Raw genomic sequence first — 24033 nt, 5'->3', positions numbered from 1 at the left:
GGTCTCCCCTGCGTAGCCCACGCACGCGGAAGGACCCGACGCATGAGCACCCAGACGTCCGGCCTGGCGATAGAGACCGCCGGCCTGGTCAAAACCTTCGGTGAGACACGGGCCGTCGACGGGGTGGACCTCGCCGTACCGGCCGGCACGGTGTACGGAGTCCTCGGACCGAACGGTGCCGGCAAGACCACCACCGTGAAGATGCTCGCCACCCTCCTGCGGCCGGACGGCGGCGAGGCCCACGTCTTCGGCCACGACATCGTGCGCGAGGCCGACGAGGTGCGCGGCCGGGTGAGCCTCACCGGCCAGTACGCGTCCGTGGACGAGGACCTCACCGGCACCGAGAACCTGGTGCTGCTGGGCCGTCTCCTGGGGCACCGCAAGCCCGCCGCCCGCGACCGCGCCGCCCAGCTGCTGGAGGCCTTCGGGCTCACGGAGGCGGCCGGCAAGCAGGTCAAGCAGTACTCCGGGGGCATGCGGCGGCGTATCGACATCGCCGCGTCCATCCTCAACACCCCCGACCTGCTGTTCCTCGACGAGCCCACGACCGGCCTGGACCCGCGCAGCCGCAACCAGGTGTGGGACATCGTCCGCGCGGTCGTCGCCCAGGGCACGACCGTGCTGCTGACCACGCAGTACCTGGACGAGGCCGACCAGCTGGCGTCCCGGATCGCCGTCATCGACCGCGGCAAGGTCATCGCCGAGGGCACCAAGGGCGAGCTGAAGGCGTCCGTCGGCGCCGGCTCCGTCCATCTGCGGCTGCGGGAGCCGGATCAGCGGCCGCTCGCCGCGGACCTGCTGCGCCGCGCCCTCGACGCGCAGGTGCAGGACGACCCCGACCCGGTGGCGCTGACCGCCCGCCTCGGTGCGGCCGCGAGCCAGGACACCGCCGCCGAACAGGCCGCCCGCGCGCTGAGCGAACTGGCCCGCGCCGGCATCACCGTCGACAACTTCTCACTCGGCCAGCCCAGCCTGGACGAGGTGTTCCTCGCCCTCACCGGCCACGACACACGCGTGTCCGACTCCGACCACTCCCACGACCCGAAGGACGAGGTGGCGGCATGAGCACCGCGACCACCACCGAGAGCAGTGAGCTCGCCCCGGTCAGCACCGACTCCCTCGCCGAGCTGCTGATCGCCAAGGAGCGTCCGCCCCGGCCCAGTGCCTGGTCCGCCTCGCTGACCTTCGGCTGGCGCGCGGTGCTGAAGATCAAGCACGTGCCGGAGCAGCTCTTCGACGTCACCGCGTTCCCGATCATGATGGTGCTGATGTACACCTACCTGTTCGGCGGGGCGCTGGCCGGGTCGCCGAAGGAGTACATCCAGTTCCTGCTGCCGGGCATCCTGGTGATGTCGGTCGTGATGATCACGATGTACACCGGCGTCTCGGTCAACACGGACATCGAGAAGGGCGTCTTCGACCGGTTCCGCAGCCTGCCGATCTGGCGGCCGTCGACCATGGTCGGCTATCTGCTCGGCGACGCCCTGCGCTACACCATCGCGTCCGTCGTGATGCTGACCGTCGGCATGATCCTCGGCTACCGCCCCGACGGCGGGGTCGTCGGCGTGCTCGTCGGCATCGCGCTGCTGGTGCTCTTCTCGTTCGCGTTCTCGTGGATCTGGACGATGTTCGGGCTCATGCTGCGCACCGAGAAGTCGGTGATGGGCGTCAGCATGATGGTGATCTTCCCGCTCACCTTCCTGTCCAACGTCTTCGTCGACCCGAGGACCATGCCGGGCTGGCTCCAGGCGTTCGTCAACAACAGCCCCGTCACCCACCTCGCGTCCGCGGTGCGCGGACTGATGGCGGGCGACTGGCCGGCGGACGAGATCGCCTGGACGCTGGGCTGGGCGGGCCTGTTCATGCTGGTCTTCGGGCCGATCACGATGCGGCTCTACAACCGCAAGTGACACGGCTCCGCGACCGCGGGCGGGACGACTCCGCGACCGACGGGAACCCGGATCCCGCAATCGACGGGAGCACACGGGACGTTCGGGCCCGCGGGGTGTCGGATCCCGCGGGCCCGCGGTCCGTCCTCAGTGCCGGGGGAGCGGGCGGATGTCGGGCGCGACCTGCGTGCCCGGCGTCGCCCGCACGATCGTGATCAGCCGGTCCGTCAGTTCCAGCGTCCCGACGTCCGGATCGTCGTAGCCGAGCACCCGGTGCCCGCGCACGACGCTCACCACCAGGTCGTCCGTCTCGCGAGGTGTCCTGCCCACCTCGGCCTTTATGACCGGCCGTTCGACGATGTCGAGCCCGGAGCCCTGCTGGATGAGGTCCTCCATCACCATGCCGGCCGAGGGGCTGAGCACCGAGAGGCCGAGCAGCCGCCCGGCGGCGCTGGCGCTGGTGATGACCGCGTCGGCACCCGACTGCTTCAGCAGCGGGGCGTTCTCCTCCTCGCGCACCGCGGCCACGATCTTCGCGCCCCGGTTGAGCTGCCGTGCCGTCAGCGTCACGAGGACGGCGGTGTCGTCGCGCTGTGTCGCGATGATGATCTGCCGCGCCTTGTGCACCTCGGCCCGTTTCAGCACCTCGCTGCGGGTGGCGTCACCTATCACGCCCGCGTAGCCGTCCGCCGCGGCCGCGTCGATCGCCTTCTCGCTCGGGTCGACCACCACGACCATGTCCTTCTTCAGCCCCGTCGCACAGACGGTCTTGATCGCGGACCTGCCCTTGGTGCCGAACCCGATGACAACGGTGTGATCGCGCAACGTGGACCTCCAGCGGTTCAGCCGCCACTCCTCCCGGGTGCGTTCGGTGAGGGCCTCGAGGGTGGTGCCGACCAGAATGATCAGGAACAGCACGCGCAGCGGCGTGATGACCAGGATGTTGGTGAGACGGGCGCCGTCACTGACCGGCGTGATGTCGCCGTACCCGGTGGTGGAGAGGGTGACGGTCGCGTAGTAGAAGGCGTCGAGGAGATCGAGGGACCGGTCGGAGTTGTCGTTGTAGCCGTCGCGGTCGGCGTACACGATGAACGCCGTCGCCACGAGTACCACCAGCGCCATCGACAACCGTTTGGCGACCTGGCGGATCGGATGCTCCACCATCTTCCTCGGGAGTTTCACCCGATGGGTCACCAGGTGTTCGTCCGCCTGGCGAGCGATGGCGTCCTGGCCCGGAAGTTTCACGTGAAACACACCCCGATTCCCCCGGAGGCCCAGGGCAGGTCGAGCAGTTCCGTCTCCTCACCGGGCCGTGCGCCCCCCGGAGGCACGACGGCGAGCGCGTCGGCCGCCGCGATGCCGCGCAGCATGGCCGGGCCGTTGTAGAGCAACGGCAGGGCCCGGTCACCGCGCAGGGAGACGGGAACGAGCCGGGTGTCGTACGGGTGCCCCTGCACCCCGTCCCGCAGGGGCAGCGTGTACGGCTCCTGGGCGGGGCGGGCGGCGAGGGTCCGCAGCAGGGGCTCGGCGAGCGTGAGCAACCCGGAGACGGCGGCGAGGGGGTTGCCGGGCAGGCCGACGAGATGCTGGTTCTCCTTGGTGCGGGCCAGGAGCATGGGGTGGCCGGGGCGCACCTGGACGCCGTCCACGAGGAGCTCGGCACCGATACGGCGCAGCGTGGGGTGGACGTGGTCGACCGGGCCGGCGGCGGTGCCGCCGGTGGTGACGACGACATCCGCGCCGGACGCCGCGAGCGCCTCGTACAGCGCGTCTTCGTCGTCGCCGACCCGGCGGACGGCGGTGACCTCGGCCCCGAGGGCGCGCAGCCAGGGCGGCAGCATCGGACCGAGCGCGTCCCGGATCAGCCCGCCGTGCGGCAGGCCCTCGCTCAGCAGTTCGTCGCCGAGGACGAACACGTCGACGCGGGGACGGGGGACGGCGCTGAGCGTGTCGTACCCGGCGGCCGCGGCCATGCCCAGGACGGCCGGGGTCACCAGGGTGCCGACGGGCAGCAGCTGGTCCCCGCTGCGGCACTCCTGGCCGCGGGGACGGATGTCCTGGCCGTGCGCGACCGTGTGCGGCACTTCGGCGGCCGCGGTGGCGTGCAGACGGCCCTTGTCGTCGGTGCGCCCGTGTTCGCTGCGGAGCACGGCGGTGGTGTCCGGGGGGATACGGGCACCGGTGGCGATACGGACGGCCTCGCCGTCGGTGAGCGGGGCGTGCTCGGCGTGTCCGGCGAGAACCCCCTCGTCCCGTACGTGCCAGGGGCCGGGGCCGGAGACCGCCCATCCGTCCATCGCCGAGGTGTCGAAGGAGGGCAGGTCGGTGAGGGCCATGAGGGGAGCGGCCAGGGTGAGGCCGAGGGCCGAGGTCAGGGGCACGGCCACCGGGGTCAGGTATCCGGCGCGGCTGCCGCCGCGGCCGTGGCGTGCGGCACGCTCGGCGATGGCGCGGGCCTCGGGCCAGACGACGGCGTGGTGGCGGTGGTGCGGAGGGCGGTGGGCGCCGGGGCTGCCCTCGGCCCCGGAGGGACGGTCGCCCCGGGCGGGGCCGGAGGGGTGGGCGCCGGGGGTGCGGCCGGGGTCTTCCTTCACGAGAGCGAGCGCCTCCTCGACGTCGAGGTCGTCGGCGTCCGTGTCGGTCCCGGTGGCATGCGCGGTCATTTCGCGTCCGGGCGGCTGTCGGGGGTCGCGTCCGGCGCGACGTCCGCGGACCCGGTGGCGGCGGACCCGGTGGCGGCGGCCTCCTCGTCCGCCCAGCGCAGCGCGAGGGCCGCGGCCTTGCGGGCCGCCTCGGCGACGGCCTCCCGGTCGCCGCCCGCCCGTGCGGCCGCGTAGCCGACGAGGAAGGTGGTCAGCGGTGCGGCGGGCCTGGCCACGCCGTGGGCGGCGTCGCGGGCGAGGTCGAGCAGCACGCCGGTGTCGACGTCCAGATCGATGCCCAGCTCGTCCTTGACTGCGGAAATCCATTCATCCAGCACGTGCCCATGCTCCCTGATGCGTGCCCTGGCGGTGGCGATGTCGTCCCAGGTGTCGCAGTCGAAGGACGCCACCGGGTCCACGACGCGGGTGAGGGCGAGCGAGGCGGTCAGCCGACGCAGGGGCAGCCCGGTCAGGCCGCCGTGCCGGTCGGTGAGCGCGGCCAGTCCACGGCGCAGGGCCGGGCTCCGGTACGCGGCCACGAGCGGCTGGTCCCGGCCCTCGGCGTCGGTCAGCACCACACCGTCGGCCGTGGAGCGGCGGAGGGTGTCCCACAGTCCTTCGACGGTGCGCCGGCCGAGGAACGGCAGGTCGGCGGAGAGCAGGACGACGTGGTCCGCCGTGGTGTGCCGGAGCCCGGCGTCGAGCGCGGCGAGCGGTCCGCCGCCCGGCGGTTCCTCGCGGGCCCAGACGACGGGCCGCGCGGTGGGCCGGGGAGCGGCGACGACCACCGTGGTCCGGGCGGCGGCACAGGCCGCGAGCACCCGGTCGAGCAGCGCCCGCCCGCCCACGCGCACCCCGGGCTTGTCCGCGCCCCCGAGCCGCCGGGCGGCACCACCGGCGAGCACGACGGCGTCGTACGCGGCGCTGTCCACGGCGCCGTCCGCGGCGGGCACCGGCCTGCGCGCGGGGCCGGCGCCTGCGCCGGCATCGCCGGGATGCTCGAACTCGGTCACCCCCCGAGTATGCGTGCCCCCGCGATCGCGGGGAACGCGGGGGCACGGCCTGGGTGGTGGGGAGTCACAACGTCCGCAGCAGCACCGCCGGTTGCTCCACGCAGTCCGCCACGTACCGCAGGAATCCCCCTGCCGTGCCGCCGTCGCAGACCCGGTGGTCGAAGGTGAGCGAGAGCTGCACGACCTGCCGTACGGCCAGCTCGCCCTCGTGCACCCACGGCTTGGGAACGATGCGGCCGACGCCGAGCATGGCGGCCTCGGGGTGGTTGATGATCGGTGTGGAGCCGTCGACGCCGAAGACGCCGTAGTTGTTCAGCGTGAAGGTGCCGCCCGTGAGTTCCGCGGGCGTCAGTGTCCCGGCCCGGGCCGCCTCGGTCAGCCGGGCGAACTCCGCGGTCAGCGATTCCGCGTCCCGTGCGTGTGCGTCCCGGACGACGGGGACGACGAGCCCCCGGTCGGTCTGCGCGGCGAACCCGAGGTGCACGTCCGCGTACTGGACGATCTCCCTGGCCTCCGCGTCCACCCCGGAGTTGAGCTCGGGGAAGCGGGCCAGCGCGGCCGTGCAGATCCGGGCCAGGAGGGCGAGCACGGAGATCTTCGGCCCGCCGGACGCGTTCATGGCGGCCCGCGTGCGCATCAGTTCGGTCGCGTCGGCGTCCACCCAGCAGGTCGCGTCCGGTATCTCGGTGCGGCTGCGGGAGAGCTTGTCGGCGACGGTGCCGCGGATGCCCTTCAGGGGGATGCGGGTGGTGCGGGCGGTCTCCGCCGCGGCGGGGGACGGCTGGGTCCGCGCCGGCTGACGCCGCGGTTCGTCGGCCGTCCGGTCCGTACGGCCCTGCGCGGCGGCGGCCCGCAGCGCGTACTCCACGTCCGCCCGCAGGATCAGTCCGTCGGGCCCGGAACCCGTCAGTTCCCGCAGGTCCAGGCCGTTCTGCCGGGCCAGCCTGCGCACCAGGGGGGAGATGACGGGGACGGGGCCGTCCTGCGCCGCCCCGGTGGTGGCCCGCCCGTCGACGGCGGGCGGCCCCTGGACCGGCCGAGCCGTCCGGTGCCCTCCGTTCGCCGCGGGCGCGGCGGGTGCCGGCGGCTGCGGGCGCACCCGACGGCGCCGGGCCGGTGCCTCCGACGTGCCGTAGCCGACCAGGACGTTGCCCGAGCCCTCGGTGCGGGAGCCCTCCCGGGAGTCCTCGGCCCGGGAGCCCTCGGCCCGGGAGCCCTCGCTCCGGGCGGCGGAGGCGTTCGCCTCCGCCGGACGGCCGTCGGCCGGCTCCCCGACCGCCACCGTCAGCAGCGGGGCGCCGACGGGCAGTTCCGTGCCCTCCGCGCCGAAGCGGGCGGTGACCACGCCGCCGTAGGGGCAGGGCACCTCCACCATGGCCTTGGCCGTCTCGACCTCGACGACCGGCTGGTCGACGGTGACGACATCGCCGACCTCGACCAGCCAGCGCACGATCTCCGCCTCGGTGAGCCCCTCACCGAGGTCGGGCAGCTTGAACTCCAGCACCTGTGCCATCAGCTCTCGGCCTCCCACTGCAGACGCCCCACGGCGTCCAGGATCCGGTCCACACCGGGCAGGTGGTGGCGCTCCAGCATCGGCGGCGGATACGGAAGGTCGAACCCGGCCACACGCAGCACCGGTGCCTCCAGGTGGTGGAAGCAGCGCTCCGTGACCCGGGCCGCGATCTCCCCGCCCGGACCGCCGAAGCCGCCCGACTCGTGGACGACGACCGCGCGTCCCGTCCGCCGCACCGAGGCGCACACCGTCTCGTCGTCGAACGGCACCAGGGAGCGCAGATCGACGACTTCGAGGTCCCAGCCCTCGGCCCGGGCCGCCTCGGCCGCCTCCATGCAGACGGGTACGGACGGCCCGTACGTGATGAGCGTGGCGCTCCGGCCGGAGCGCCGCACCACCGCGCGGCCTATCGGTTCAACGGGCGCCGGTTCCTCGGGGTTCCAGGAGTCCTTCGACCAGTACAGCCGCTTGGGTTCGAGGAAGACGACCGGGTCGTCGGAGGCGATGGCGGCCCGCAGCAGCCCGTAGGCGTCCGCGACGGTCGCGGGCGTGACGACATGGAGCCCCGGAGTCGCCATGTAGTACGCCTCGGAGGAGTCACTGTGGTGCTCGACGCCGCCGATGCCGCCGCCGTAGGGGACGCGGATGGTGAGCGGCAGGGGCATCTTCCCGCGCGTGCGGTTGCGCATCTTCGCGACGTGCGAGACCAACTGCTCGAACGCCGGGTAGGCGAAGGCGTCGAACTGCATCTCCACGACCGGGCGCAGCCCGTACATCGCCATGCCGACCGCCGTGCCGAGGATGCCCGCCTCGGCGAGCGGAGTATCCGTGCAGCGGTCCTCGCCGAACTCCTTGGCGAGCCCGTCGGTGATGCGGAAGACACCGCCGAGGGTGCCGACGTCCTCGCCCATGACGTGCACGGACGGGTCGGCGGCCATGGCGTCGCGCAGCGCGCGCGTGAGGGCCTGCGCCATGGTGGCCGGCTTGACCGCGACGGTGGTCATCGCTGCGCCCCTTCCGCCTCGGCCTCGGCCGCCAGCTCCGCCCGCAGCTGCGCCCGCTGCTCCAGCAGCTGGGGGGTGGGTTCGGCGTAGACGTGGGCGAAGAGGTCCACGGGGTCGAGCGCCGGGTCCTGGTTCATGCGGGCGCGCAGGGAGGCCGCCATGGTCTCGGCGTCCTCGCGGGCGGCGTCGACACCGTCCTCGTCGAGCAGGCCGCGTGTGGTGAGCTCCCGCTCCAGCAGCGCGATCGGGTCGTGCTGCTTCCAGGTCTCCACCTCGGCGTCGCCGCGGTAGCGGGTGGCGTCGTCGGCGTTGGTGTGGGCCTCCACGCGGTACGTGATCGCCTCGACCAGGGTCGGACCGCCGCCCGCGCGTGCGCGCCGTACGGCCTCGGCCAGGACCTCGTGCACGGCGGCGGCGTCGTTGCCGTCGACCAGACGGCCGGGCATGCCGTAGCCGACGGCCTTGTGGGCCAGCGACGGGGCCGCGGTCTGCTTGGCGAGCGGTACGGAGATCGCGAAGCCGTTGTTCTGGACGAGGAAGACCACGGGGGCCTGCCAGACGGCGGCGAAGTTCAGCGCCTCGTGGAAGTCGCCCTCGCTGGTGCCGCCGTCGCCGACCATGGCGAGCGCGACCACGTCGTCGCCCTTGAGTCGGGCGGCGTGGGCGAGACCGACGGCGTGCGGCAGCTGGGTGGCGAGCGGGGTGCTCAGCGGCGCCACCCGGTGCTCGTAGGGGTCGTAGCCGGTGTGCCAGTCGCCGCGCAGCAGGGTGAGGGCCTCGACGGGGTCCACACCGCGCGCGACGACGGCGAGGGTGTCGCGGTAGCTCGGGAAGAGCCAGTCCTGCTCCTGCAGGACGAGCGCGGCGGCGACCTCGCAGGCCTCCTGGCCGGTGCTGGAGGGGTAGACCGCGAGCCGGCCCTGCTTGGTGAGGGCGGTGGCCTGGGCGTTGTAGCGGCGGCCCTTCACCAGCTCCGCGTACAGCCGGCGCAGCAGCTCCGGGTCGGCCCCGGCGGCCGCCTCGGTGCCGAGCACGCGGTACGGCTCCGCGTCGGGCAGCAGCGGCGCGGGGTCGGTACGGGGCTGCCAGGCGGGCGGCGGGGTGGGCTGGTAAGCGCCCCGCTGCTCCATGACCGTCATGACGGCACCTCCTCGTGGGACGGCTGACGGAGGCGCGGCGTCTGTGACGCGCCTCACCAACCGATTGTTCGGTCGTCGGCGCATTTTGGCTACGGGTGGCGCCAGGCTGTGGACAAACGGTTCTCCACACTCTGAGATGGATGCAGGACGTCCATGGCGGAGAGGCGGGGGCGGGTGGCATCTGAACAAATGGCCGAGGGCCCGGACGCAGTGGCCGAGGGCCCGGAGGGGGACGGGCGGCTTCCGCCCCCGCGTCCGCTGGACGCCATCGACCAGGACATCCTGCGCATGCTCCAGGCGGACGGCCGCGCGTCCATACGCTCGGTCGCCGAACGGGTCCACGTCTCCCGCGCGAACGCCTACGCCCGCATCAACCGGCTCGTCGAGGACGGCGTCATCCGCGGTTTCGGCGCCCGCGTCGACCACGAGCGGGCCGGGCACGGGACGTCCGCCTACATCACCCTGAAGATCGTCCAGAACTCCTGGCGCACGGTCCGCGAGCAGCTCAGAGAGCTTCCCGGCGCCTCCCACATCGCCCTGGTGGGCGGGGACTTCGACGTCCTGCTGCTGGTGCACACGCCGGACAACCGGGCGCTGCGCGAACTGGTGCTCACCCGGCTCCAGGCGATCCCCCAGGTGCTCAGCACCCGCACGCTGCTGGTGTTCGAGGAGGAGGACCTGGAGCTCCAGGGGTGAGGTCCCTCAGGACGCCCTGCGCAGCCCCCCGAAGGCCAGCTGCGCCACCGCGTCGGCCACCTCGCGCTCGCTCATGCCGCGTCCGTCCGGCCGGTACCACTCGACGATCGAGTTGATCATCCCGAAGACCAGCCGGGTCACCAGGCGCACCTCTATGTCGCCGCGCACGTCCCCGTCGGCCGCCGCGGCCTTGAGCAGCTCGGCGACCCGGTGGTCGAACTCGCGCCGCCGCTCCAGCGCCCACCGCTCGGTGTCCGTGTTGCCGCGCACGCGCAGCAGCAGCGTCACGTACGGCAGCTCGGCGATCAGCACCTCGACCATCCGCCGGACGACGTACTCCAGCCGCTCGGCGGCCCGCCCCACGCGCGCGCGCTCCTCGTCGAGGATGCCGAAGAGCCCGTCCAGCGCCCGGCTCACCGCGCGGCGCAGCAGTTCCTCCTTGCCGGCCACGTGGTGGTAGATCGACGACTTGGAGATGCCCGCCGCCCTGGACAGGTGCTCCATCGAGGTGCCGTCGTAGCCGCGCTCGTTGAACACCTGCACGGCGACGGACAGCAGCGTCTCCGGGGTGTAGGTGTCGCGCCTGGCGGTGGTCATGGGGTCCCCTCCCGCTTCTCGGTGGCGTACGCGTGCCGGTACAGCGCGAGGGACGGCGCGTAGCGGCCGGACGGGTCGCGCTCGTGCAGTTCGTCGAGGAGGGAGCAGGCCCAGGTGCGGCCGAGGCGGCGGCTCCACTCGAAGGGCCCGAGGGGGTAGTTGACGCCCAGGCGCATCGCGGTGTCGACGTCCTCCTCGGTGGCCACGCCCTTGGCGACGGCGTCGTGCGCCAGGTCGATGATCCGCGCCACCGTGCGCGCGACGATCATGCCGGGGACGTCCCCGATGACGCTGACCTTCTTGCCGAGCGCCTGGAACAGTCCGGTGGCCTCGGCGACGGTCCGCGCGGAGGTGTCCTGGGAGTGGGACAGGGCGACGCGCGTGGCCGCGCGGTAGTCGAGGGCGAGGTCGAAGTAGACGACGTCGCGGAACTCCACGGAGGTCTGGCCGTCGGCGAGCACCAGCTGGCCGCCGCCGGGCAGCACCAGGCGGGTGCCGTTGTCCTCGTCCTCCTCGCGCACCTGGATCCCGGCCTCGCGGATCAGGGCGAGCAGGTCCGAGGCGGGCCCCAGGTCGCCCTCGGCGACCACGTACGCGGGCGGCTCGGCCCGCTCGGCGGTGTGCGGCTCGGGGCGCTCGGCGTTGCCCCGGTAGTCGTACCAGCCCCGGCCGCTCTTGCGGCCGAGGCGGCCCGACTCGACCAGCCGGCGCTGGGCCAGGGAGGGGGTGAAGCGCACGTCCTGGAAGAAGGACTGCCACACCGAGTGGGTGACGGATTCGTTGACGTCCTGCCCGATGAGGTCGGTCAGCTCGAAGGCGCCCATCCGGAAGCCGCCCGACTCGCGCAGCACCGCGTCGATGGTGGCCGGGTCGGCCCCCTGGGACTCGTACACCGCGAAGGCCTCGGCGTAGAAGGGCCGGGCGATGCGGTTGACGATGAAACCGGGGGTGTCGGCGCAGGCGACCGGCGTCTTGCCCCAGGCGCGGGCCGTCTCGTACGCGCGCGTGGCGCAGGTGACGTCGGTGGCGAACCCGGAGACGACCTCGACCAGCGGCAGCAGCGGCGCGGGGTTGAAGAAGTGCAGGCCCACGAAGCGGCCGGGAACGCGCAGGGCGCCGCCGATCGCGGTGACGGAGAGGGAGGAGGTGTTGGTGGCGAGCAGGCAGTCGTCGGACACGACGTCCTCCAGCGCGCGCAGCAGCTCCTGCTTGACGTCGAGCCGCTCCAGGACGGCCTCGACGACCAGGGCGCAGTCGGCGAGGCCGGTGAGCTCGTCGGCGGGCAGCAGACGGGCGCGGGCGGCGTCCCGATCGGCCGCGGTGAGCCGCTCCTTCTCCACCAGCCGGTCGAGCCGGGCGCCGATCGCATCGGCCGCTTCCCGGGCCCGGCCGGGGACGGCGTCGTAGAGCCGCACGGGGTGGCCCGCGACCAGCGCGACCTGGGCGATTCCCTGGCCCATGGTGCCGGTGCCGACGACGGCCACGGGGCTGCTGAGGTCGAGTGCTGTCATGTGCGCGATCCTCCCGCACGGCGTTTTCCACAGATGCGGCGGTCCCCCTTGTCCCGACCGATCGTTCGGTTACCCTAACTCTGACCGCCTCTTTCCGCCCACGTTTCCCTCCCCTCTTTCTGCCCGGTCCATGAACTCGACGAAGAGTTCCTGAGACGAGGAGTTGGTCCCCATGGCCGCCGAACCCACCGCGCACCAGCTGATCGCCCGGCACCGTCCCACCCTGGACCAGGCACTGGAAGCGATCCGCACGCGCGCGTACTGGTCCCCGCACCCCGAGCACCCCAAGGCCTACGGGGAGAACGGCAGCCTGGACCCGGCGGCGGGCAGGGCCGCCTTCGACGCCCTGCTCGGCACCCGCCTCGACCTCGGCCAGCCCGGCACTGACGGCTGGGTCGACGGCGAGGTCTCCCCGTACGGGATCGAGCTGGGCGTGAGCTACCCGCACGCGGACCTCGACGTGCTGCTGCCGGCCATGAAGGCCGGGATGCGGGCCTGGCGGGACGCGGGCGCGGAGACACGCGCGATGGTCTGCCTGGAGATCCTCAAGCGGATCAGCGACCGGACGCACGAGTTCGCCCACGCGGTCATGCACACCTCCGGCCAGGCGTTCATGATGGCGTTCCAGGCGGGCGGCCCCCACGCACAGGACCGCGGCCTGGAGGCGGTGGCCTACGCGTACGCGGAACAGGTCCGCACGCCCGGCACCGCGGAGTGGACCAAGCCGCAGGGCAAGCGCGGCCCACTGGAGCTGACCAAGCGGTTCACCCCGGTGCCGCGCGGCATCGGCCTGGTCATCGGCTGCAACACCTTCCCGACCTGGAACGGCTACCCGGGCCTGTTCGCCTCCCTCGCCACCGGCAACGCGGTCCTGGTCAAGCCCCACCCGCGCGCGGTGCTGCCGCTCGCGCTCACCGTGCGCGTCGCGCGCCAGGTGCTCACCGAGGCCGGCTTCGACCCCAACCTGGTCGCGCTGGCCGCCGAGCGGCCCGGCGAAGGCATCGCCAAGACGCTCGCCACCCGCCCGGAGATCCGGATCATCGACTACACCGGCTCGACGGAGTTCGGCGACTGGCTGGAGGCCAACGCCCGCCAGGCGCAGGTCTACACGGAGAAGGCCGGCGTCAACACGGTGATCGTGGAGTCGACGGACGACTACCGGGGGATGCTCGCCAACCTGGCGTTCTCCCTGTCGCTGTACAGCGGCCAGATGTGCACCACCCCGCAGAACCTGCTGATCCCGCGCGACGGCATCACCACGGACCAGGGCCCGAAGTCCTTCGACGAGGTCACCGCCGACCTGGCGAAGGCGGTCGACGGACTGCTCGGCGACGACGCCCGCGCGAACGGCCTGCTGGGCGCGATCGTCAACCCGGACGTCAAGGCCCGCCTGGAGGCCGCCGCCGGACTCGGCGAGGTCGCCCTCGCCTCCCGCGAGATCACCCACCCGGAGTTCCCGGACGCGGTGGTCCGCACCCCGGTGATCGTGAAGCTGGACGGCGCCAAGCCGGACGACGAGGCCGCCTACATGAGCGAGTGCTTCGGCCCGGTCTCCTTCGCCGTCGCCGTCGACTCGGCCGGCGACGCGGTGGAGCTGCTGCGGCGCACCGTCCGCGAGAAGGGCGCGATGACGGTCGGCGCGTACACGACCTCCCCGGAGGTCGAGGAGGCCGTGCAGGAGGTCTGCCTGGAGGAGGCGGCCCAGCTCTCCCTCAACCTCACCGGCGGGGTGTACGTCAACCAGACGGCCGCCTTCTCCGACTTCCACGGCTCCGGCGGCAACCCGGCGGCCAACGCGGCCCTCACCGACGGCGCGTTCGTGGCCAACCGCTTCCGGGTGGTCGAGGTGCGCCGGGAGGCGTAGGGCTTCCTCCGGTGCCCGCTCAGGCGGGTGCGCCCCCGGTGGCGCTCCAGTGGTACAGCGTCATGGCCGCACTGGTCGCGAGGTTGTAGCTGGAGACCTGGGGGCGCATCGGCAGCGCGATCAGGTGGTCGGCACGCGCGCGCAGTTCCGGCGAGAGCCCGCTGCGCTCGGACCCGAAGGCGAGCAGCGCGTCGTCGGGCAGTTCCGTCCCGCGGATGTCCTCGCCCTCCGGGTCGAGCGCGAAGACCGGGCCGGGCGGCAGCTCCCCGGCGGCCAGCCGCTCCACGGCGGTGGCGAAGTGCAGCCCGGCCCCGCCGCGCACGACGGTGGGGTGCCAGGGGTCGAGCGTGCCGGTGGTGACGACCCCGGTCACCCCGAAACCGGCCGCCAGCCGGATCACGGCCCCGGCGTTGCCCAGGTTGCGCGGGTTGTCCAGGACCACGACGGGAGCGGTGCGCGGGGTCCGGGCGAGCTTCTCGAGGTTGCCCGCGCGGGAGGGGCGCACGGCCAGGGCGGCCACGGCGGTGGGGTGCGGGCGCGGGACGAGCGAGGCGTACGTCCCGTACGGCACCTCGGTCAGCAGCGTCGCCAGGGTGTCCCGGACGTCCGGGGCCAGCTCGTCGGCGAGGGTGAGCGCGGCGGCCCGGTCGGCGGTGACCGCGGCCAGGACCTCCGCCCGGAAGCGCACGGCGTGCTTGAGGGCGTGGAAACCGTCGAGCAGCACCGCGGTGCCGCTCTGCCGGTGCCAGAGGGCGACGGGATCGACGGGATCGGTCATGCCGTGCAGCCTACGTGCGCGGGGGCGGGGTCCCTCCGGGTGCGGGGAGCGCCTTCACCGCCGCCGTCCCGTCGTCCCGGGTGCCGGCGGCGCCGTGGTCCGGGTGCCGCGGCCCGGGGACGGACGGACCGCCGCCGCGCGGACGCAGGCGGTCACGCACGCGTGCCGCCCCGGTGCCCAGGCGGCGCAGGAAGGAGGTCGGCAGGAAGACCGCGTCGGCCGCGAGCATCGCCAGGGAGAAGAAGGGCAGTCCGAGGACGACGGCGATCACCGCGTGCTCGGTCATCATGAGGACCAGCAGGACGTTCTTGATCCGCCGGTTGAACAGCGTGAAGGGGAAGGCGACCTGCACCGCGACCGTCCCGTAGGTCACCAGCATCACCAGGGTGCCGCTGGCCGACAGCAGGTCGGCGAGGGCCGGCCAGGGGGAGAAGTACTCCAGGTGCAGCGGGTAGTGGACCGCGGTGCCGTCCTGCCAGCGGGAGCCCTGCACCTTGTACCAGCCGGCCGTGGCGTAGATCAGGCACACCTCGGCCATGATCACCAGCAGGGCGCCGTTGTGCACGATGTTCGCGACGACGTCCAGCAGGATCCGCGGCTGCCCGGTCCTCGCGCGGCGTCCGACCAGCCACCACAGCGCCTGGGCCGACCACACGGTCCACAGCAGTACCGGTATGAACCGGTCGCCGTCCATCCGGCCCGCCAGGGTCGCCACGAGCAGCAGGAACCCGAGCACGCCCCACAGCACCGGGCCGACCCGGTCCCGTGGCCGCTCCCCACGCGCGCGTGCCGCGGCCGCGCGCCGTGCGCGCCGCGCGTCCAGCGACCAGACCCGGCCGCAGCGCGTGAACACGAGGTAGACCGACATCAGGTGCAGGACGTTGTCGCCGCCGTCCCCCATGAAGACGCTGCGGTTCTGCAGCGTCAGCACCCCCACCATGAACAGCACCGACATGGTGCGGGTGCGCCAGCCCAGCAGCAGCAGGAGGCTCCACAGCACGGCGAGCGCGTAGACGGCCTCGAACCAGCCCTGGCCGTCCGACCACAGCAGCGCGGTGAAGGAGCCGTTGGTCCCGACGAACTGGTCGGCGAGGTCCCAGGCCCAGGGACCGTCGGGTCCGTACAGCTCCTGGCGGTGGGGGTACTCGCGCAACAGGAACAGCAGCCAGGTCAGGCTGAAGCCGATGCGTATGACGGCGCTCTGGTGGGGGCCGAGCGCGGAGTCGGTGACGCGGGCGACGGCACGGGGGACCGCCGGCGGGAAGCGGTTCACCCGACGCCTCCCCGGGCCTCGTCCTCCGGCACCGGCCACCAGGGCAGCGTGCGGTACACGGGCGTGGTGGGGGCCTGTGCCTCTTCCTCGCTCCACTTCGGCGGCGGCACGTTGGTGGTGCGCGAGCGGACCTGGACCCGCTCGACGAGACCGCCCGGGCCGGCCGCGTCCGCCCGGTCGAGGCGCAGCACCGTGATCCGGCGCAGATACGCTTCGGACAGCGTCCCGCGCAGGCCCACCGGGCGGTTGTCGTCGTCGTGCGTCGCGACGAAGAAGTCCCAGGCGCGACGCAGCTCGTTCTGCTGGGTGTGGCTGGGCAGCGGGTTGCCGTCGATGGCCCGGCCGTCCTGCGCGGACAGGTCGTACCAGCCGGTGGTCCGCACTCCCCCGTCCGCCGTGCGGATCTCGGCGCGCACCTGGACGGCGATGTTCTGCTGCAGCGGGTTCGGCGCGAACAGCTTCCAGTTCTGCTCGAACTCCGGATAGATCCAGTTCTCGATCGTCTCGCGGTGCTTCTTGCTGACCGTGTTCGCGGGCGCCACGTGCAGGAACGTCATGCCGAGGTGCACACAGACCCCGACCGCGACGACCGCGAGCGCCACCGCGGCGCCGATCCGGTAACGAAGGGAGAGGGCGGCCACACCGGTACGGGGCCCGGGGGGCGGATCGGCCACCGGCGTACCGCCCGGGGGGCCGCCGGGGCCGCCGGCGGCCGGGGAGAGCGGTGCGGGCGGGGAGAGCGGTACGGGCGGGACGTCCGCCGGGACGCCGGGAGTGGGCGGAGCCGTCCGGCGACTCGGCGCGTCCTCCGGGTCACCGGGTGCGGGCGCGGGACCGGGCAGGTCTCGGCGCGGATCCGGCCCGGCCGGCCCGTGCCGGGCGTTCGAGCCCTCGTCGTACGCGTCCATGTCCGCCTGTTCCCCGATCCCGGTCCGTTCCCGGCCCGTCCGTCGCCACCCCCCCCGGCCGGCCGCGGGGGAGTCGTCCCGCCACCGCCGCACCGCGCGACCGCCGCCACCGCTTCCGCACGGCCGCACGGCCGCACGACCGCGTCATGGCGCATCACGTCGCCTCACGTCGTGCCGCGTCGCACGGAACGGTACTCAGGACCGCCCGCCCGGGCACAGCCCGGCGGCCACCCGTTCCCCGGCCGTACCCCCACGTGCTCCCGTGCGCGACCGCGCACCACCGTCCTCGGGCGTCTCCGGCCGCTCCCGGGCGTCCCCCGCAGGTTATCCACAGCGGTTGACACCTCGCGGTGCCCGTCTCACCATGGAATCGCACGAACCGAACGATCGGTCGGGAGCGTGCTCCGAGAAGAGTCCAGGTCGAGGGGGACCCATGGCGACAGCAGCCGCCCGCGATACGGCCCGCAGCCAGGCGTACGACGCACCGGACGCCGCCGCCGACACCGCCGAGTACGCGCGCGCCTTCGACGCGGCCGTCGCCGCCGACGAGCGGATCGAACCGCGCGACTGGATGCCGGACGCCTACCGGGCCACGCTCGTCCGGCAGATCGCGCAGCACGCCCACTCCGAGATCATCGGCATGCAGCCGGAGGCCAACTGGATCACGCGCGCGCCCTCACTGCGCCGCAAGGCGATCCTGATGGCCAAGGTGCAGGACGAGGCCGGGCACGGCCTGTATCTCTACAGCGCCGCCGAGACGCTCGGCACCAGCCGCGACGAGCTGCTCGACAAGCTGCACTCCGGTCGCCAGAAGTACTCCTCGATCTTCAACTACCCCACGCTGACCTGGGCGGACGTCGGCGCGATCGGCTGGCTCGTGGACGGCGCCGCGATCACCAACCAGGTGCCCCTGTGCCGCTGCTCCTACGGCCCGTACGCGCGCGCCATGGTCCGCATCTGCAAGGAGGAGTCCTTCCACCAGCGCCAGGGGTACGAGCTGCTGCTGGCCCTGAGCCGGGGCACGCCGGAACAGCACGCGATGGCGCAGGACGCGGTGGACCGCTGGTGGTGGCCGTCGCTGATGATGTTCGGCCCGCCCGACGACGAGTCCCAGCACTCCGCCCAGTCGATGGCCTGGAAGATCAAGCGGCACTCCAACGACGAGCTGCGCCAGCGCTTCGTCGACATCTGCGTCCCCCAGGCCGAGTCCCTCGGCCTCACCCTCCCCGACCCGGACCTGAAGTGGAACGAGGAGCGCGGGCACTACGACTTCGGACCGATCGACTGGACGGAGTTCTGGGAGGTCCTCAAGGGCAACGGCCCGTGCAACGAGCAGCGGCTGTCCCAACGCAGGCGGGCCCACGAGGAGGGCGCCTGGGTCCGGGAGGCGGCAGCGGCCCACGCGGCCAAGCACACCCCCGGCACCGGCGGCACCGCGAACGGAACCGACCGGCCCGTGCCGGTGAACGGCGAGACAGGAGCGACGCGAGCATGACCCACACCGACTGGCCCCTGTGGGAGGTCTTCGTGCGCTCGCGCCGCGGCCTGTCCCACACCCACGCCGGCAGCCTGCACGCGCCGGACGCGGAGCTCGCCCTGCGCAACGCCCGCGATCTGTACACCCGGCGCGGCGAGGGCGTCTCGATCTGGGTCGTGCCGTCGTCCGCGATCACCGCCTCCTCGCCCGACGAGAAGGACCCGTTCTTCGACCCGGCCGCAGACAAGCCCTACCGGCACCCGACGTTCTACGAGATCCCCGAGGGGGTGCAGCACCTGTGACGGCCACTCCCGCGAAGGACACGACCCCCGCGAAGGACACCGCCCCCACGACGGCCGCGCTCGCCCTCGGCGACGACGCGCTGGTGCTCTCCCACCGCTTGGGCGAGTGGGCCGGTCACGCTCCCGTCCTCGAGGAGGAGGTCGCCCTCGCCAACATCGCGCTGGACCTGCTGGGCCAGGCCCGGGTGCTGCTGTCGATGGCCGGCGACGAGGACGAGCTGGCCTATCTGCGCGAGGAACGCGCCTTCCGCAACCTCCAGTTGGTGGAACAACCCAACGGCGACTTCGCCCACACCATCGTCCGCCAGCTGTACTTCTCCACCTACCAGTACCTCCTGCACACCGAACTTGCCGCAGGTGACGGCCCGTTCGCGCCGCTGGCAGCCAAGGCCGTCAAGGAGGTCGCCTACCACCGCGACCACGCCGAGCAGTGGACCCTGCGGCTCGGGGACGGCACCGACGAGAGCCACACGCGGATGCAGCGTGCCGTGGACGCGCTGTGGCGCTACACCGGCGAGATGTTCCAGCCGGTCGAGGGCCTCGACGCCGACTGGACCGGTCTGGAGACGGCCTGGCTGGAGCGGATCGGAGAGATACTGCGCCGCGCCACGCTCACGGTGCCCGAGGGCCCGCGGACGGGAGCCTGGGCGGCCGGCGCCGGCCGCCAGGGCCTGCACACCGAGCCCTTCGGCCGCATGCTCGCCGAGATGCAGCACCTGCACCGCAGCCACCCGGGGGCGACGTGGTGACCACCACCCCGCTGGAGGCGGAACTCCTGGAGCTCGCCGGTTCGGTACCCGACCCGGAGCTGCCCGTGCTGACCCTGCGCGAGCTGGGTGTCGTGCGCGCGGTGCACGCGCGCGGGGCGGACGCCGTCGAGGTCGAGCTGACCCCGACGTACACCGGCTGCCCGGCTGTCGAGGCGATGAGCCTGGACATCGAGCGGGTGCTGCGCGAGCACGGAGTGCGCGAGGTCACCGTCCGCAGGGTGCTCGCGCCCGCCTGGTCGACCGACGACATCACCGACGAAGGGCGGCGCAAGCTCCGGGAGTTCGGCATCGCCCCACCGCGCGTGCGGTCGGCGTCCGGGCCGGTCCGGGTGGAGCTCGGGCCGACCCGCACCCACTCCGCCCCGCGGGAAGAGGACCTCGGCCCCGTGCGCTGCCCGCACTGCGGATCCGCCGAGACCGAACTGCTCAGCCGCTTCTCCTCCACCGCGTGCAAGGCGCTGCGCCGGTGCCTCGCCTGCCGCGAACCGTTCGACCACTTCAAGGAGTTGTGATGGCGCGCTTCCACCGGCTCCGGGTGGCCGCGGTCGACCGGCTCACCGACGACTCCGTCGCCCTCACCCTCGCCGTCCCCCCGGACCTGCGCGAGGAGTACCGGTACGCCCCCGGCCAGCACCTGGCCCTGCGGCGCACCGCCGACGGCCAGGACATACGCCGCACCTACTCCATCTGCTCCCCCGCGCCCGACCGTGAGGGGCCGAGCACGCTCCGGGTCGGCGTGCGGCTCGTCGAGGGCGGCGCCTTCTCGACGTACGCGCTGAAGGAGATCGACATCGGCGACGAGCTGGAGGTGATGACCCCGGCCGGCCGCTTCACGCTCCGTCCCGCACCCGGCCTGTACGCGGCGATCGTCGGCGGCAGCGGCATCACCCCGGTGCTGTCGATCGTCTCGACCCTCCTCGCGCGCGAGCCCGGCGCCCGCTTCTGCCTGATACGCAGCGACCGGACGTCCGCCTCGACGATGTTCCTGGAGGAGGTCGCCGACCTGAAGGACCGCTACCCCGAGCGGCTCCAGCTGGTGACGGTGCTCTCCCGGGAGGAACAGCAGGCGGGCCTGCCGTCCGGGCGGCTGGACCGGGAGCGGCTGACCGGGCTGCTGCCGGCACTGCTGCCCGTGGACCAGGTGGACGGCTGGTTCCTGTGCGGGCCGTACGGACTGGTCGAGGGGGCCGAGCGGGCACTGCGCGGGCTGGGGGTCGCGCGCTCCCGCATCCACGAGGAGATCTTCCACGTGGACGCCGGCACGGCACCGGCCGCGACGGCACCGGCCCCCGCGCACAGCACGGTCACCGCCCGGCTCGACGGACGCGGCGGCACCTGGCCCGTGCGGGACGGCGAGTCCCTGCTGGAGACGGTGCTGCGCAACCGGCCCGACGCGCCCTACGCCTGCAAGGGCGGGGTGTGCGGAACCTGCCGCGCCTTCCTGGTCTCGGGCGAGGTGCGGATGGACCGCAACTTCGCGCTGGAGTCGGAGGAGACCGAGGCGGGGTACGTCCTGGCGTGCCAGTCCCGTCCGGTGACGGAGAGGGTGGAACTGGACTTCGACCGGTGAGACCGGTGAGGGCCGCTCCCGGCTCCTGAGCGTCCCGGGTCCCAGGGGGCGCCGACGGGTTACAGCACGTGGCCGGGCTGCCCGTCGTCGGTGACGACGGGGCGGCCGGCGGACTCCCACACCTGCATGCCGCCGTCCACGTTCACGGCGTCGATGCCCTGCTGGACCAGGTACATCGTGACCTGGGCCGACCGTCCGCCGGAGCGGCAGATCACATGCACCCGGCCGTCCTGCGGGGCGGCCTCGGTCAGCTCGCCGTAGCGGGCCACGAACTCACTGATCGGGATGTGCAGCGCCCCTTCGGCGTGACCGGCCCTCCACTCGTCGTCCTCACGGACGTCCAGCAGGAAGTCACCGTCCTCGAGGTCCGCGACCGCGACCGTGGGCACACCAGCTCCAAAACTCATGCCCCCGACGCTACCCGACCGGACAGGACCGGGGCTCAGGCCAGCAGCTCCGCCAGCTCCGCCTCGCGTTCGGTCATCTGGGCCCGCAGCTGCTCGGCGATCTCCTCCAGCAGCCGGTCGGGGTCGTCGGGGGCGAGGCGCAGCATCGCCCCGATGGCGCTCTCCTCCAGCTCCTTGGCGACCAGCGTGAGCAGTTCCTTGCGCCGGGCCAGCCATTCGAGGCGGGCGTAGAGCTCGTCGGCGGCGCTCGGGGCGCGTTTCAGTTCCGGGCCGGCGGCCCACTCCTCGGCGAGTTCGCGCAGCTCGGCCTCGTCGCCGCGGGCGTAGGCGGCGTTGACGCGGGTGATGAACTCCTCGCGGCGCTGCCGTTCCTTCTCCTCCTGCGCCAGGTCCGGGTGGGCCTTGCGGGCGAGGTCGCGGTAGAGCTTGCGGGCCTCCTCGCTGGGCCGCACCCGCTGCGGGGGCCGGACCGGCTGGTCCGTGAGCATGGCCGTGGCCTCCGGGAAGAGGCCGTCCCCGTCCATCCAGCCGTTCAGCAGCTCCTCGACGCCGGGGATCGGCATCAGCCGGGCGCGCGCCTCGTCGGCCCGGCGCCGGTCCTCCGGGTCACCGGTGCGGGCGGCCCGGGCCTCCAGGATCCGGGCGTCCAGTTCCTCCAGGCGGGCGTACATCGGGCCGAGCTTCTGTTCGTGCAGCCGGGAGAAGTTCTCGACCTCGACGCGGAAGGTCTCCACGGCGATCTCGAACTCGATCAGCGCCTGCTCGGCGGCCCGTACGGCCCGCTCCAGCCGTTCCTCGGGCCGCGGGGCGCCACCGCCGCCCGGCGTCCGCGCACCGGCGCCGCCACCCTGCTCACCTTCCGAGGTCGTCACCCGGACAGGGTAGGCCACCGCCCGGGCTCCACGGACCCCACGGCCCGCCCGGGCTCCACGGACCCCACGGCCCGTCCGGGCCCCACGGCCTCGGACCCCCAGGCCGTCTCCCGGGGGTCCCCTCACACCCCCATCTCCGCCGCGATCCGTCCCGCCCGCACCGCCGTCACCAGGTCCGCGTGGTCCGCCTCCGTGCGGTCGGCGTAGGCGACGGCGAAGGCCGCCACGGCCTCGTCCAGCTCGTCGTTCTTGCCGCAGTAACCGGCGATCAGCCGGGGATCCGCGCTGTGGGAGTGGGCGCGGGCCAGGAGGGCGCCGGTCATCCGGGCGTAGTCGTCGACCTGGTCGGCGGCCAGCGCGGCCGGGTCGACGCTGCCCTTGCGGTTGCGGAACTGGCGCACCTGGAAGGGGCGGCCGTCGACCGTCGTCCAGCCCAGCAGACTGTCGCTCACCACCTGCATCCGCTTCTGGCCCAGGACCACCCGCCTGCCCTCGTGGCCGGCCTGCGGGACGTCGAAGCCGGCAGTCGGCAGATGCGGGACCAGGGCCGAGGGCCGGGCCTCCTTCACCTGCAGGACCAGGGGCTCGCCCCGGTGGTCGAGGAGCAGCACGACGTACGAGCGGGTGCCCACGCTGCCCGTGCCGACGACGCGGAACGCCACGTCGTGCACCGCGTGCCGGGCCAGCAGCGGGAGGCGGTCCTCCGGGAGCGTGCCGAGGTACTGCTCCAGGGAGGCGGCCACCGCGGCGGCCTCGCCGTCCGGGACGCGGCGCAGGACCGGCGGCGCGTCGACGAAGCGGCGTCCGCCGTCCGCCGTCTCCTCGGTCGACTTGGCCGCGAAACGCCCGCTGGTGTTCGCGCGGGCCTTCTCGGAGACCCGTTCCAGCGTGCCCAGCAGGTCGTGGGCGTCGGTGTGGGAGACCAGTTCCTCGTCCGCGATGGCGTTCCACGCGTCCAGTGCCGGCAGTCTGGACAGCAGCCGCATCGTGCGGCGGTAGGCGCCCACCGCGTCGTGGGCCGCCGCACGGCAGGTGTCCTCGTCCGCGCCGGCCTCCCGGCCCGCGAGCACCAGTGAGGCGGCGAGCCGCTTCAGGTCCCACTCCCAGGGGCCCGTCACCGTCTCGTCGAAGTCGTTCAGGTCGATGACCAGTCCGCCGCGGACGTCGCCGTACAGGCCGAAATTCGCCGCGTGCGCGTCGCCGCATATCTGGGCGCGTATGCGCGTCGTGGGGGTGCGGGCCAGGTCGTACGCCATGAGGCCCGCCGATCCGCGCAGGAAGGCGAACGGCGTCGCGGCCATCCGGCCCACCCGGATCGGGGTCAGTTCGGGCAGTCGGCCGCGGCCGGACTCCTCGACGGCGCCGACCGCGTCGGGGCGGGAGGCGTCCAGGCCGAGGACGGCGTGTGCGCCGCGCGGTACCCGGCCGCGCAGGGCCTTGCCCTCCGCCCTGGGGCTGCCCGCGTCCGGCCACTCGGCGAAGCCCGGCACACGCGGCAGCCGCCGTCCCCCGCCCGCACCACCGGGCCCGGCCGCCCCGTCCGTCCCGGTCACCACACCCGGTTCGACCTGCGCCGCCGTCCCCGCAACGACCTCCGTCACAGCAACCGCCTCCCCCGTACGCACGCCCGCGCACCTGCGCGCGGGCCCCGCGACACGCTCATCGGGCCCGGCGCCGACGTGGACGTCGGCGCGGGGCATGACATCAACCGTGCCGACCGTACAGCCGGTGGCCGAAACGCGTCAGACCCTGTGGACGACTCCGGCGCTGTGGACGGACGGTGCGCGCGAGCGGAACGACGCCCGGCT

At 73.4% G+C, this 24033-nt stretch carries 23 protein-coding genes; 9 read left to right on the top strand and 14 right to left on the bottom strand.

The window, feature by feature from the left end; genetic code table 11:
* Positions 1–42: 42 nt before the first annotated feature.
* Both RIM90_RS10560 and RIM90_RS10555 read left to right on the top strand, forming a co-directional pair.
* The gene (locus RIM90_RS10560; protein WP_309060351.1) at positions 43–1065 is read left to right on the top strand and encodes an ATP-binding cassette domain-containing protein; all 1023 of its coding nucleotides are present in this window, start codon (positions 43–45) and stop codon (positions 1063–1065) included.
* A complete protein-coding gene (locus tag RIM90_RS10555) occupies positions 1062–1910 on the top strand; it encodes an ABC transporter permease (RefSeq protein ID WP_309060350.1) in 849 nt (282 codons plus the stop codon). The genes RIM90_RS10560 and RIM90_RS10555 overlap by 4 nt, the downstream gene beginning before the upstream one ends.
* Before the next feature lie 126 nt (positions 1911–2036).
* Here RIM90_RS10555 and RIM90_RS10550 read toward each other — a convergent pair whose 3' ends face one another.
* The 6 genes from RIM90_RS10550 to pdhA all read right to left on the bottom strand — a co-directional run bounded on the left by RIM90_RS10550 (position 2037) and on the right by pdhA (position 9200).
* Positions 2037–3134 carry a potassium channel family protein gene (locus RIM90_RS10550; RefSeq protein ID WP_309060349.1) on the bottom strand — a complete coding sequence of 366 codons (1098 nt, stop codon included), beginning with the start codon at positions 3132–3134 and terminating at the stop codon, positions 2037–2039.
* A complete protein-coding gene (locus RIM90_RS10545; RefSeq protein WP_309060348.1) occupies positions 3131–4552 on the bottom strand; it encodes a molybdopterin molybdotransferase MoeA in 1422 nt (473 codons plus the stop codon). Before RIM90_RS10545 ends, RIM90_RS10550 begins: the two co-directional genes overlap by 4 nt.
* On the bottom strand, positions 4549–5544 hold the full coding sequence (locus RIM90_RS10540; protein ID WP_375165424.1) for an NTP transferase domain-containing protein: 996 nt from the start codon (positions 5542–5544) through the stop codon (positions 4549–4551). The genes RIM90_RS10545 and RIM90_RS10540 overlap by 4 nt, the downstream gene beginning before the upstream one ends.
* Before the next feature lie 64 nt (positions 5545–5608).
* Positions 5609–7057, bottom strand: a complete 1449-nt coding sequence (locus RIM90_RS10535; protein ID WP_309060347.1) for a dihydrolipoamide acetyltransferase family protein — start codon at positions 7055–7057, stop codon at positions 5609–5611.
* Positions 7057–8061: an alpha-ketoacid dehydrogenase subunit beta gene (locus RIM90_RS10530; RefSeq protein WP_309060346.1), complete on the bottom strand. Its 1005-nt coding sequence runs from the start codon at positions 8059–8061 to the stop codon at positions 7057–7059. The genes RIM90_RS10535 and RIM90_RS10530 overlap by 1 nt, the downstream gene beginning before the upstream one ends.
* Positions 8058–9200: a pyruvate dehydrogenase (acetyl-transferring) E1 component subunit alpha gene (pdhA, locus tag RIM90_RS10525; protein WP_309060345.1), complete on the bottom strand. Its 1143-nt coding sequence runs from the start codon at positions 9198–9200 to the stop codon at positions 8058–8060. Before pdhA ends, RIM90_RS10530 begins: the two co-directional genes overlap by 4 nt.
* A 189-nt stretch (positions 9201–9389) precedes the next feature.
* Here pdhA and RIM90_RS10520 point away from each other — a divergent pair, with 189 nt between their 5' ends.
* Positions 9390–9896 carry an Lrp/AsnC family transcriptional regulator gene (locus tag RIM90_RS10520; protein ID WP_375165426.1) on the top strand — a complete coding sequence of 169 codons (507 nt, stop codon included), beginning with the start codon at positions 9390–9392 and terminating at the stop codon, positions 9894–9896.
* 6 nt (positions 9897–9902) lie between these two features.
* Here the strand turns inward: RIM90_RS10520 and RIM90_RS10515 are convergent, their stop codons facing one another.
* Positions 9903–10493: a TetR/AcrR family transcriptional regulator gene (locus tag RIM90_RS10515; RefSeq protein WP_309060344.1), complete on the bottom strand. Its 591-nt coding sequence runs from the start codon at positions 10491–10493 to the stop codon at positions 9903–9905.
* Entirely contained in the window at positions 10490–12004 is a 1515-nt protein-coding gene (locus tag RIM90_RS10510) for a 3-hydroxyacyl-CoA dehydrogenase (protein ID WP_309060343.1), read from the bottom strand. Before RIM90_RS10510 ends, RIM90_RS10515 begins: the two co-directional genes overlap by 4 nt.
* 172 nt (positions 12005–12176) lie before the next feature.
* On the opposite strand from RIM90_RS10510, the gene paaN reads away from it, so the two are divergent.
* Complete coding sequence (gene paaN / locus RIM90_RS10505; protein ID WP_309060342.1) at positions 12177–13868, top strand: phenylacetic acid degradation protein PaaN; 1692 nt, start codon at positions 12177–12179, stop codon at positions 13866–13868.
* A gap of 19 nt (positions 13869–13887) precedes the next feature.
* Here paaN and RIM90_RS10500 read toward each other — a convergent pair whose 3' ends face one another.
* From RIM90_RS10500 to RIM90_RS10490, 3 genes are read right to left on the bottom strand one after another with little or no spacing between them, the layout of a single operon-like run.
* Entirely contained in the window at positions 13888–14646 is a 759-nt protein-coding gene (locus tag RIM90_RS10500) for a TrmH family RNA methyltransferase (protein ID WP_309060341.1), read from the bottom strand.
* 10 nt (positions 14647–14656) lie between these two features.
* Entirely contained in the window at positions 14657–15919 is a 1263-nt protein-coding gene (locus RIM90_RS10495) for an HTTM domain-containing protein (protein ID WP_309060340.1), read from the bottom strand.
* Entirely contained in the window at positions 15916–16827 is a 912-nt protein-coding gene (locus RIM90_RS10490; RefSeq protein ID WP_309060339.1) for a DUF5819 family protein, read from the bottom strand. The genes RIM90_RS10495 and RIM90_RS10490 overlap by 4 nt, the downstream gene beginning before the upstream one ends.
* Before the next feature lie 433 nt (positions 16828–17260).
* Here RIM90_RS10490 and paaA point away from each other — a divergent pair, with 433 nt between their 5' ends.
* Genes paaA through RIM90_RS10465 form a run of 5 tightly spaced genes read left to right on the top strand, consistent with a single transcriptional unit; the run spans position 17261 to position 20946 of the window.
* Complete coding sequence (paaA, locus tag RIM90_RS10485; protein ID WP_309060338.1) at positions 17261–18322, top strand: 1,2-phenylacetyl-CoA epoxidase subunit PaaA; 1062 nt, start codon at positions 17261–17263, stop codon at positions 18320–18322.
* A complete protein-coding gene (gene paaB / locus RIM90_RS10480) occupies positions 18319–18606 on the top strand; it encodes a 1,2-phenylacetyl-CoA epoxidase subunit PaaB (RefSeq protein WP_309060337.1) in 288 nt (95 codons plus the stop codon). Before paaA ends, paaB begins: the two co-directional genes overlap by 4 nt.
* Positions 18603–19355 carry a 1,2-phenylacetyl-CoA epoxidase subunit PaaC gene (gene paaC, locus RIM90_RS10475; RefSeq protein ID WP_309060336.1) on the top strand — a complete coding sequence of 251 codons (753 nt, stop codon included), beginning with the start codon at positions 18603–18605 and terminating at the stop codon, positions 19353–19355. Before paaB ends, paaC begins: the two co-directional genes overlap by 4 nt.
* On the top strand, positions 19349–19888 hold the full coding sequence (gene paaD / locus RIM90_RS10470) for a 1,2-phenylacetyl-CoA epoxidase subunit PaaD (RefSeq protein WP_309060335.1): 540 nt from the start codon (positions 19349–19351) through the stop codon (positions 19886–19888). Before paaC ends, paaD begins: the two co-directional genes overlap by 7 nt.
* The gene (locus RIM90_RS10465) at positions 19888–20946 is read left to right on the top strand and encodes a 2Fe-2S iron-sulfur cluster-binding protein (RefSeq protein WP_309060334.1); all 1059 of its coding nucleotides are present in this window, start codon (positions 19888–19890) and stop codon (positions 20944–20946) included. Before paaD ends, RIM90_RS10465 begins: the two co-directional genes overlap by 1 nt.
* A gap of 59 nt (positions 20947–21005) precedes the next feature.
* Here the strand turns inward: RIM90_RS10465 and RIM90_RS10460 are convergent, their stop codons facing one another.
* From RIM90_RS10460 to RIM90_RS10450, 3 genes are all read right to left on the bottom strand, one after another.
* Complete coding sequence (locus tag RIM90_RS10460) at positions 21006–21335, bottom strand: rhodanese-like domain-containing protein (RefSeq protein WP_309060366.1); 330 nt, start codon at positions 21333–21335, stop codon at positions 21006–21008.
* Positions 21336–21388: 53 nt separating this feature from the next.
* Entirely contained in the window at positions 21389–22225 is an 837-nt protein-coding gene (locus RIM90_RS10455; RefSeq protein ID WP_309060333.1) for a hypothetical protein, read from the bottom strand.
* A 122-nt stretch (positions 22226–22347) separates the two neighbouring features.
* Positions 22348–23826: a DUF2252 domain-containing protein gene (locus tag RIM90_RS10450; protein WP_375165423.1), complete on the bottom strand. Its 1479-nt coding sequence runs from the start codon at positions 23824–23826 to the stop codon at positions 22348–22350.
* Positions 23827–24033 lie beyond the last annotated feature (207 nt).

Origin of the sequence: Streptomyces sp. (genome assembly GCF_031181555.1) — a bacterium.
GTDB classification, from domain to species: domain Bacteria; phylum Actinomycetota; class Actinomycetes; order Streptomycetales; family Streptomycetaceae; genus Streptomyces; species Streptomyces fimbriatus.
Note: the sequence above shows the minus strand (reverse complement) of the source record. Positions and strands in the feature narration are given on the sequence as shown.

Excerpts from the sequence above, each read along its gene's own strand:
- RIM90_RS10560 (WP_309060351.1), top strand. The coding sequence starts at position 43 with ATGAGCACCCAGACGTCCGGCCTGGCGATAGAGACCGCCGGCCTGGTC.
- RIM90_RS10555 (WP_309060350.1), top strand. The coding sequence starts at position 1,062 with ATGAGCACCGCGACCACCACCGAGAGCAGTGAGCTCGCCCCGGTCAGC.
- RIM90_RS10545 (WP_309060348.1), bottom strand. The coding sequence starts at position 4,552 with ATGACCGCGCATGCCACCGGGACCGACACGGACGCCGACGACCTCGAC.
- RIM90_RS10535 (WP_309060347.1), bottom strand. The coding sequence starts at position 7,057 with ATGGCACAGGTGCTGGAGTTCAAGCTGCCCGACCTCGGTGAGGGGCTC.
- RIM90_RS10530 (WP_309060346.1), bottom strand. The coding sequence starts at position 8,061 with ATGACCACCGTCGCGGTCAAGCCGGCCACCATGGCGCAGGCCCTCACG.
- pdhA (WP_309060345.1), bottom strand. The coding sequence starts at position 9,200 with ATGACGGTCATGGAGCAGCGGGGCGCTTACCAGCCCACCCCGCCGCCC.
- RIM90_RS10520 (WP_375165426.1), top strand. The coding sequence starts at position 9,390 with ATGGCCGAGGGCCCGGACGCAGTGGCCGAGGGCCCGGAGGGGGACGGG.
- RIM90_RS10515 (WP_309060344.1), bottom strand. The coding sequence starts at position 10,493 with ATGACCACCGCCAGGCGCGACACCTACACCCCGGAGACGCTGCTGTCC.
- RIM90_RS10510 (WP_309060343.1), bottom strand. The coding sequence starts at position 12,004 with ATGACAGCACTCGACCTCAGCAGCCCCGTGGCCGTCGTCGGCACCGGC.
- paaN (WP_309060342.1), top strand. The coding sequence starts at position 12,177 with ATGGCCGCCGAACCCACCGCGCACCAGCTGATCGCCCGGCACCGTCCC.
- RIM90_RS10500 (WP_309060341.1), bottom strand. The coding sequence starts at position 14,646 with ATGACCGATCCCGTCGATCCCGTCGCCCTCTGGCACCGGCAGAGCGGC.
- RIM90_RS10490 (WP_309060339.1), bottom strand. The coding sequence starts at position 16,827 with ATGGACGCGTACGACGAGGGCTCGAACGCCCGGCACGGGCCGGCCGGG.
- paaA (WP_309060338.1), top strand. The coding sequence starts at position 17,261 with ATGGCGACAGCAGCCGCCCGCGATACGGCCCGCAGCCAGGCGTACGAC.
- paaB (WP_309060337.1), top strand. The coding sequence starts at position 18,319 with ATGACCCACACCGACTGGCCCCTGTGGGAGGTCTTCGTGCGCTCGCGC.
- RIM90_RS10465 (WP_309060334.1), top strand. The coding sequence starts at position 19,888 with ATGGCGCGCTTCCACCGGCTCCGGGTGGCCGCGGTCGACCGGCTCACC.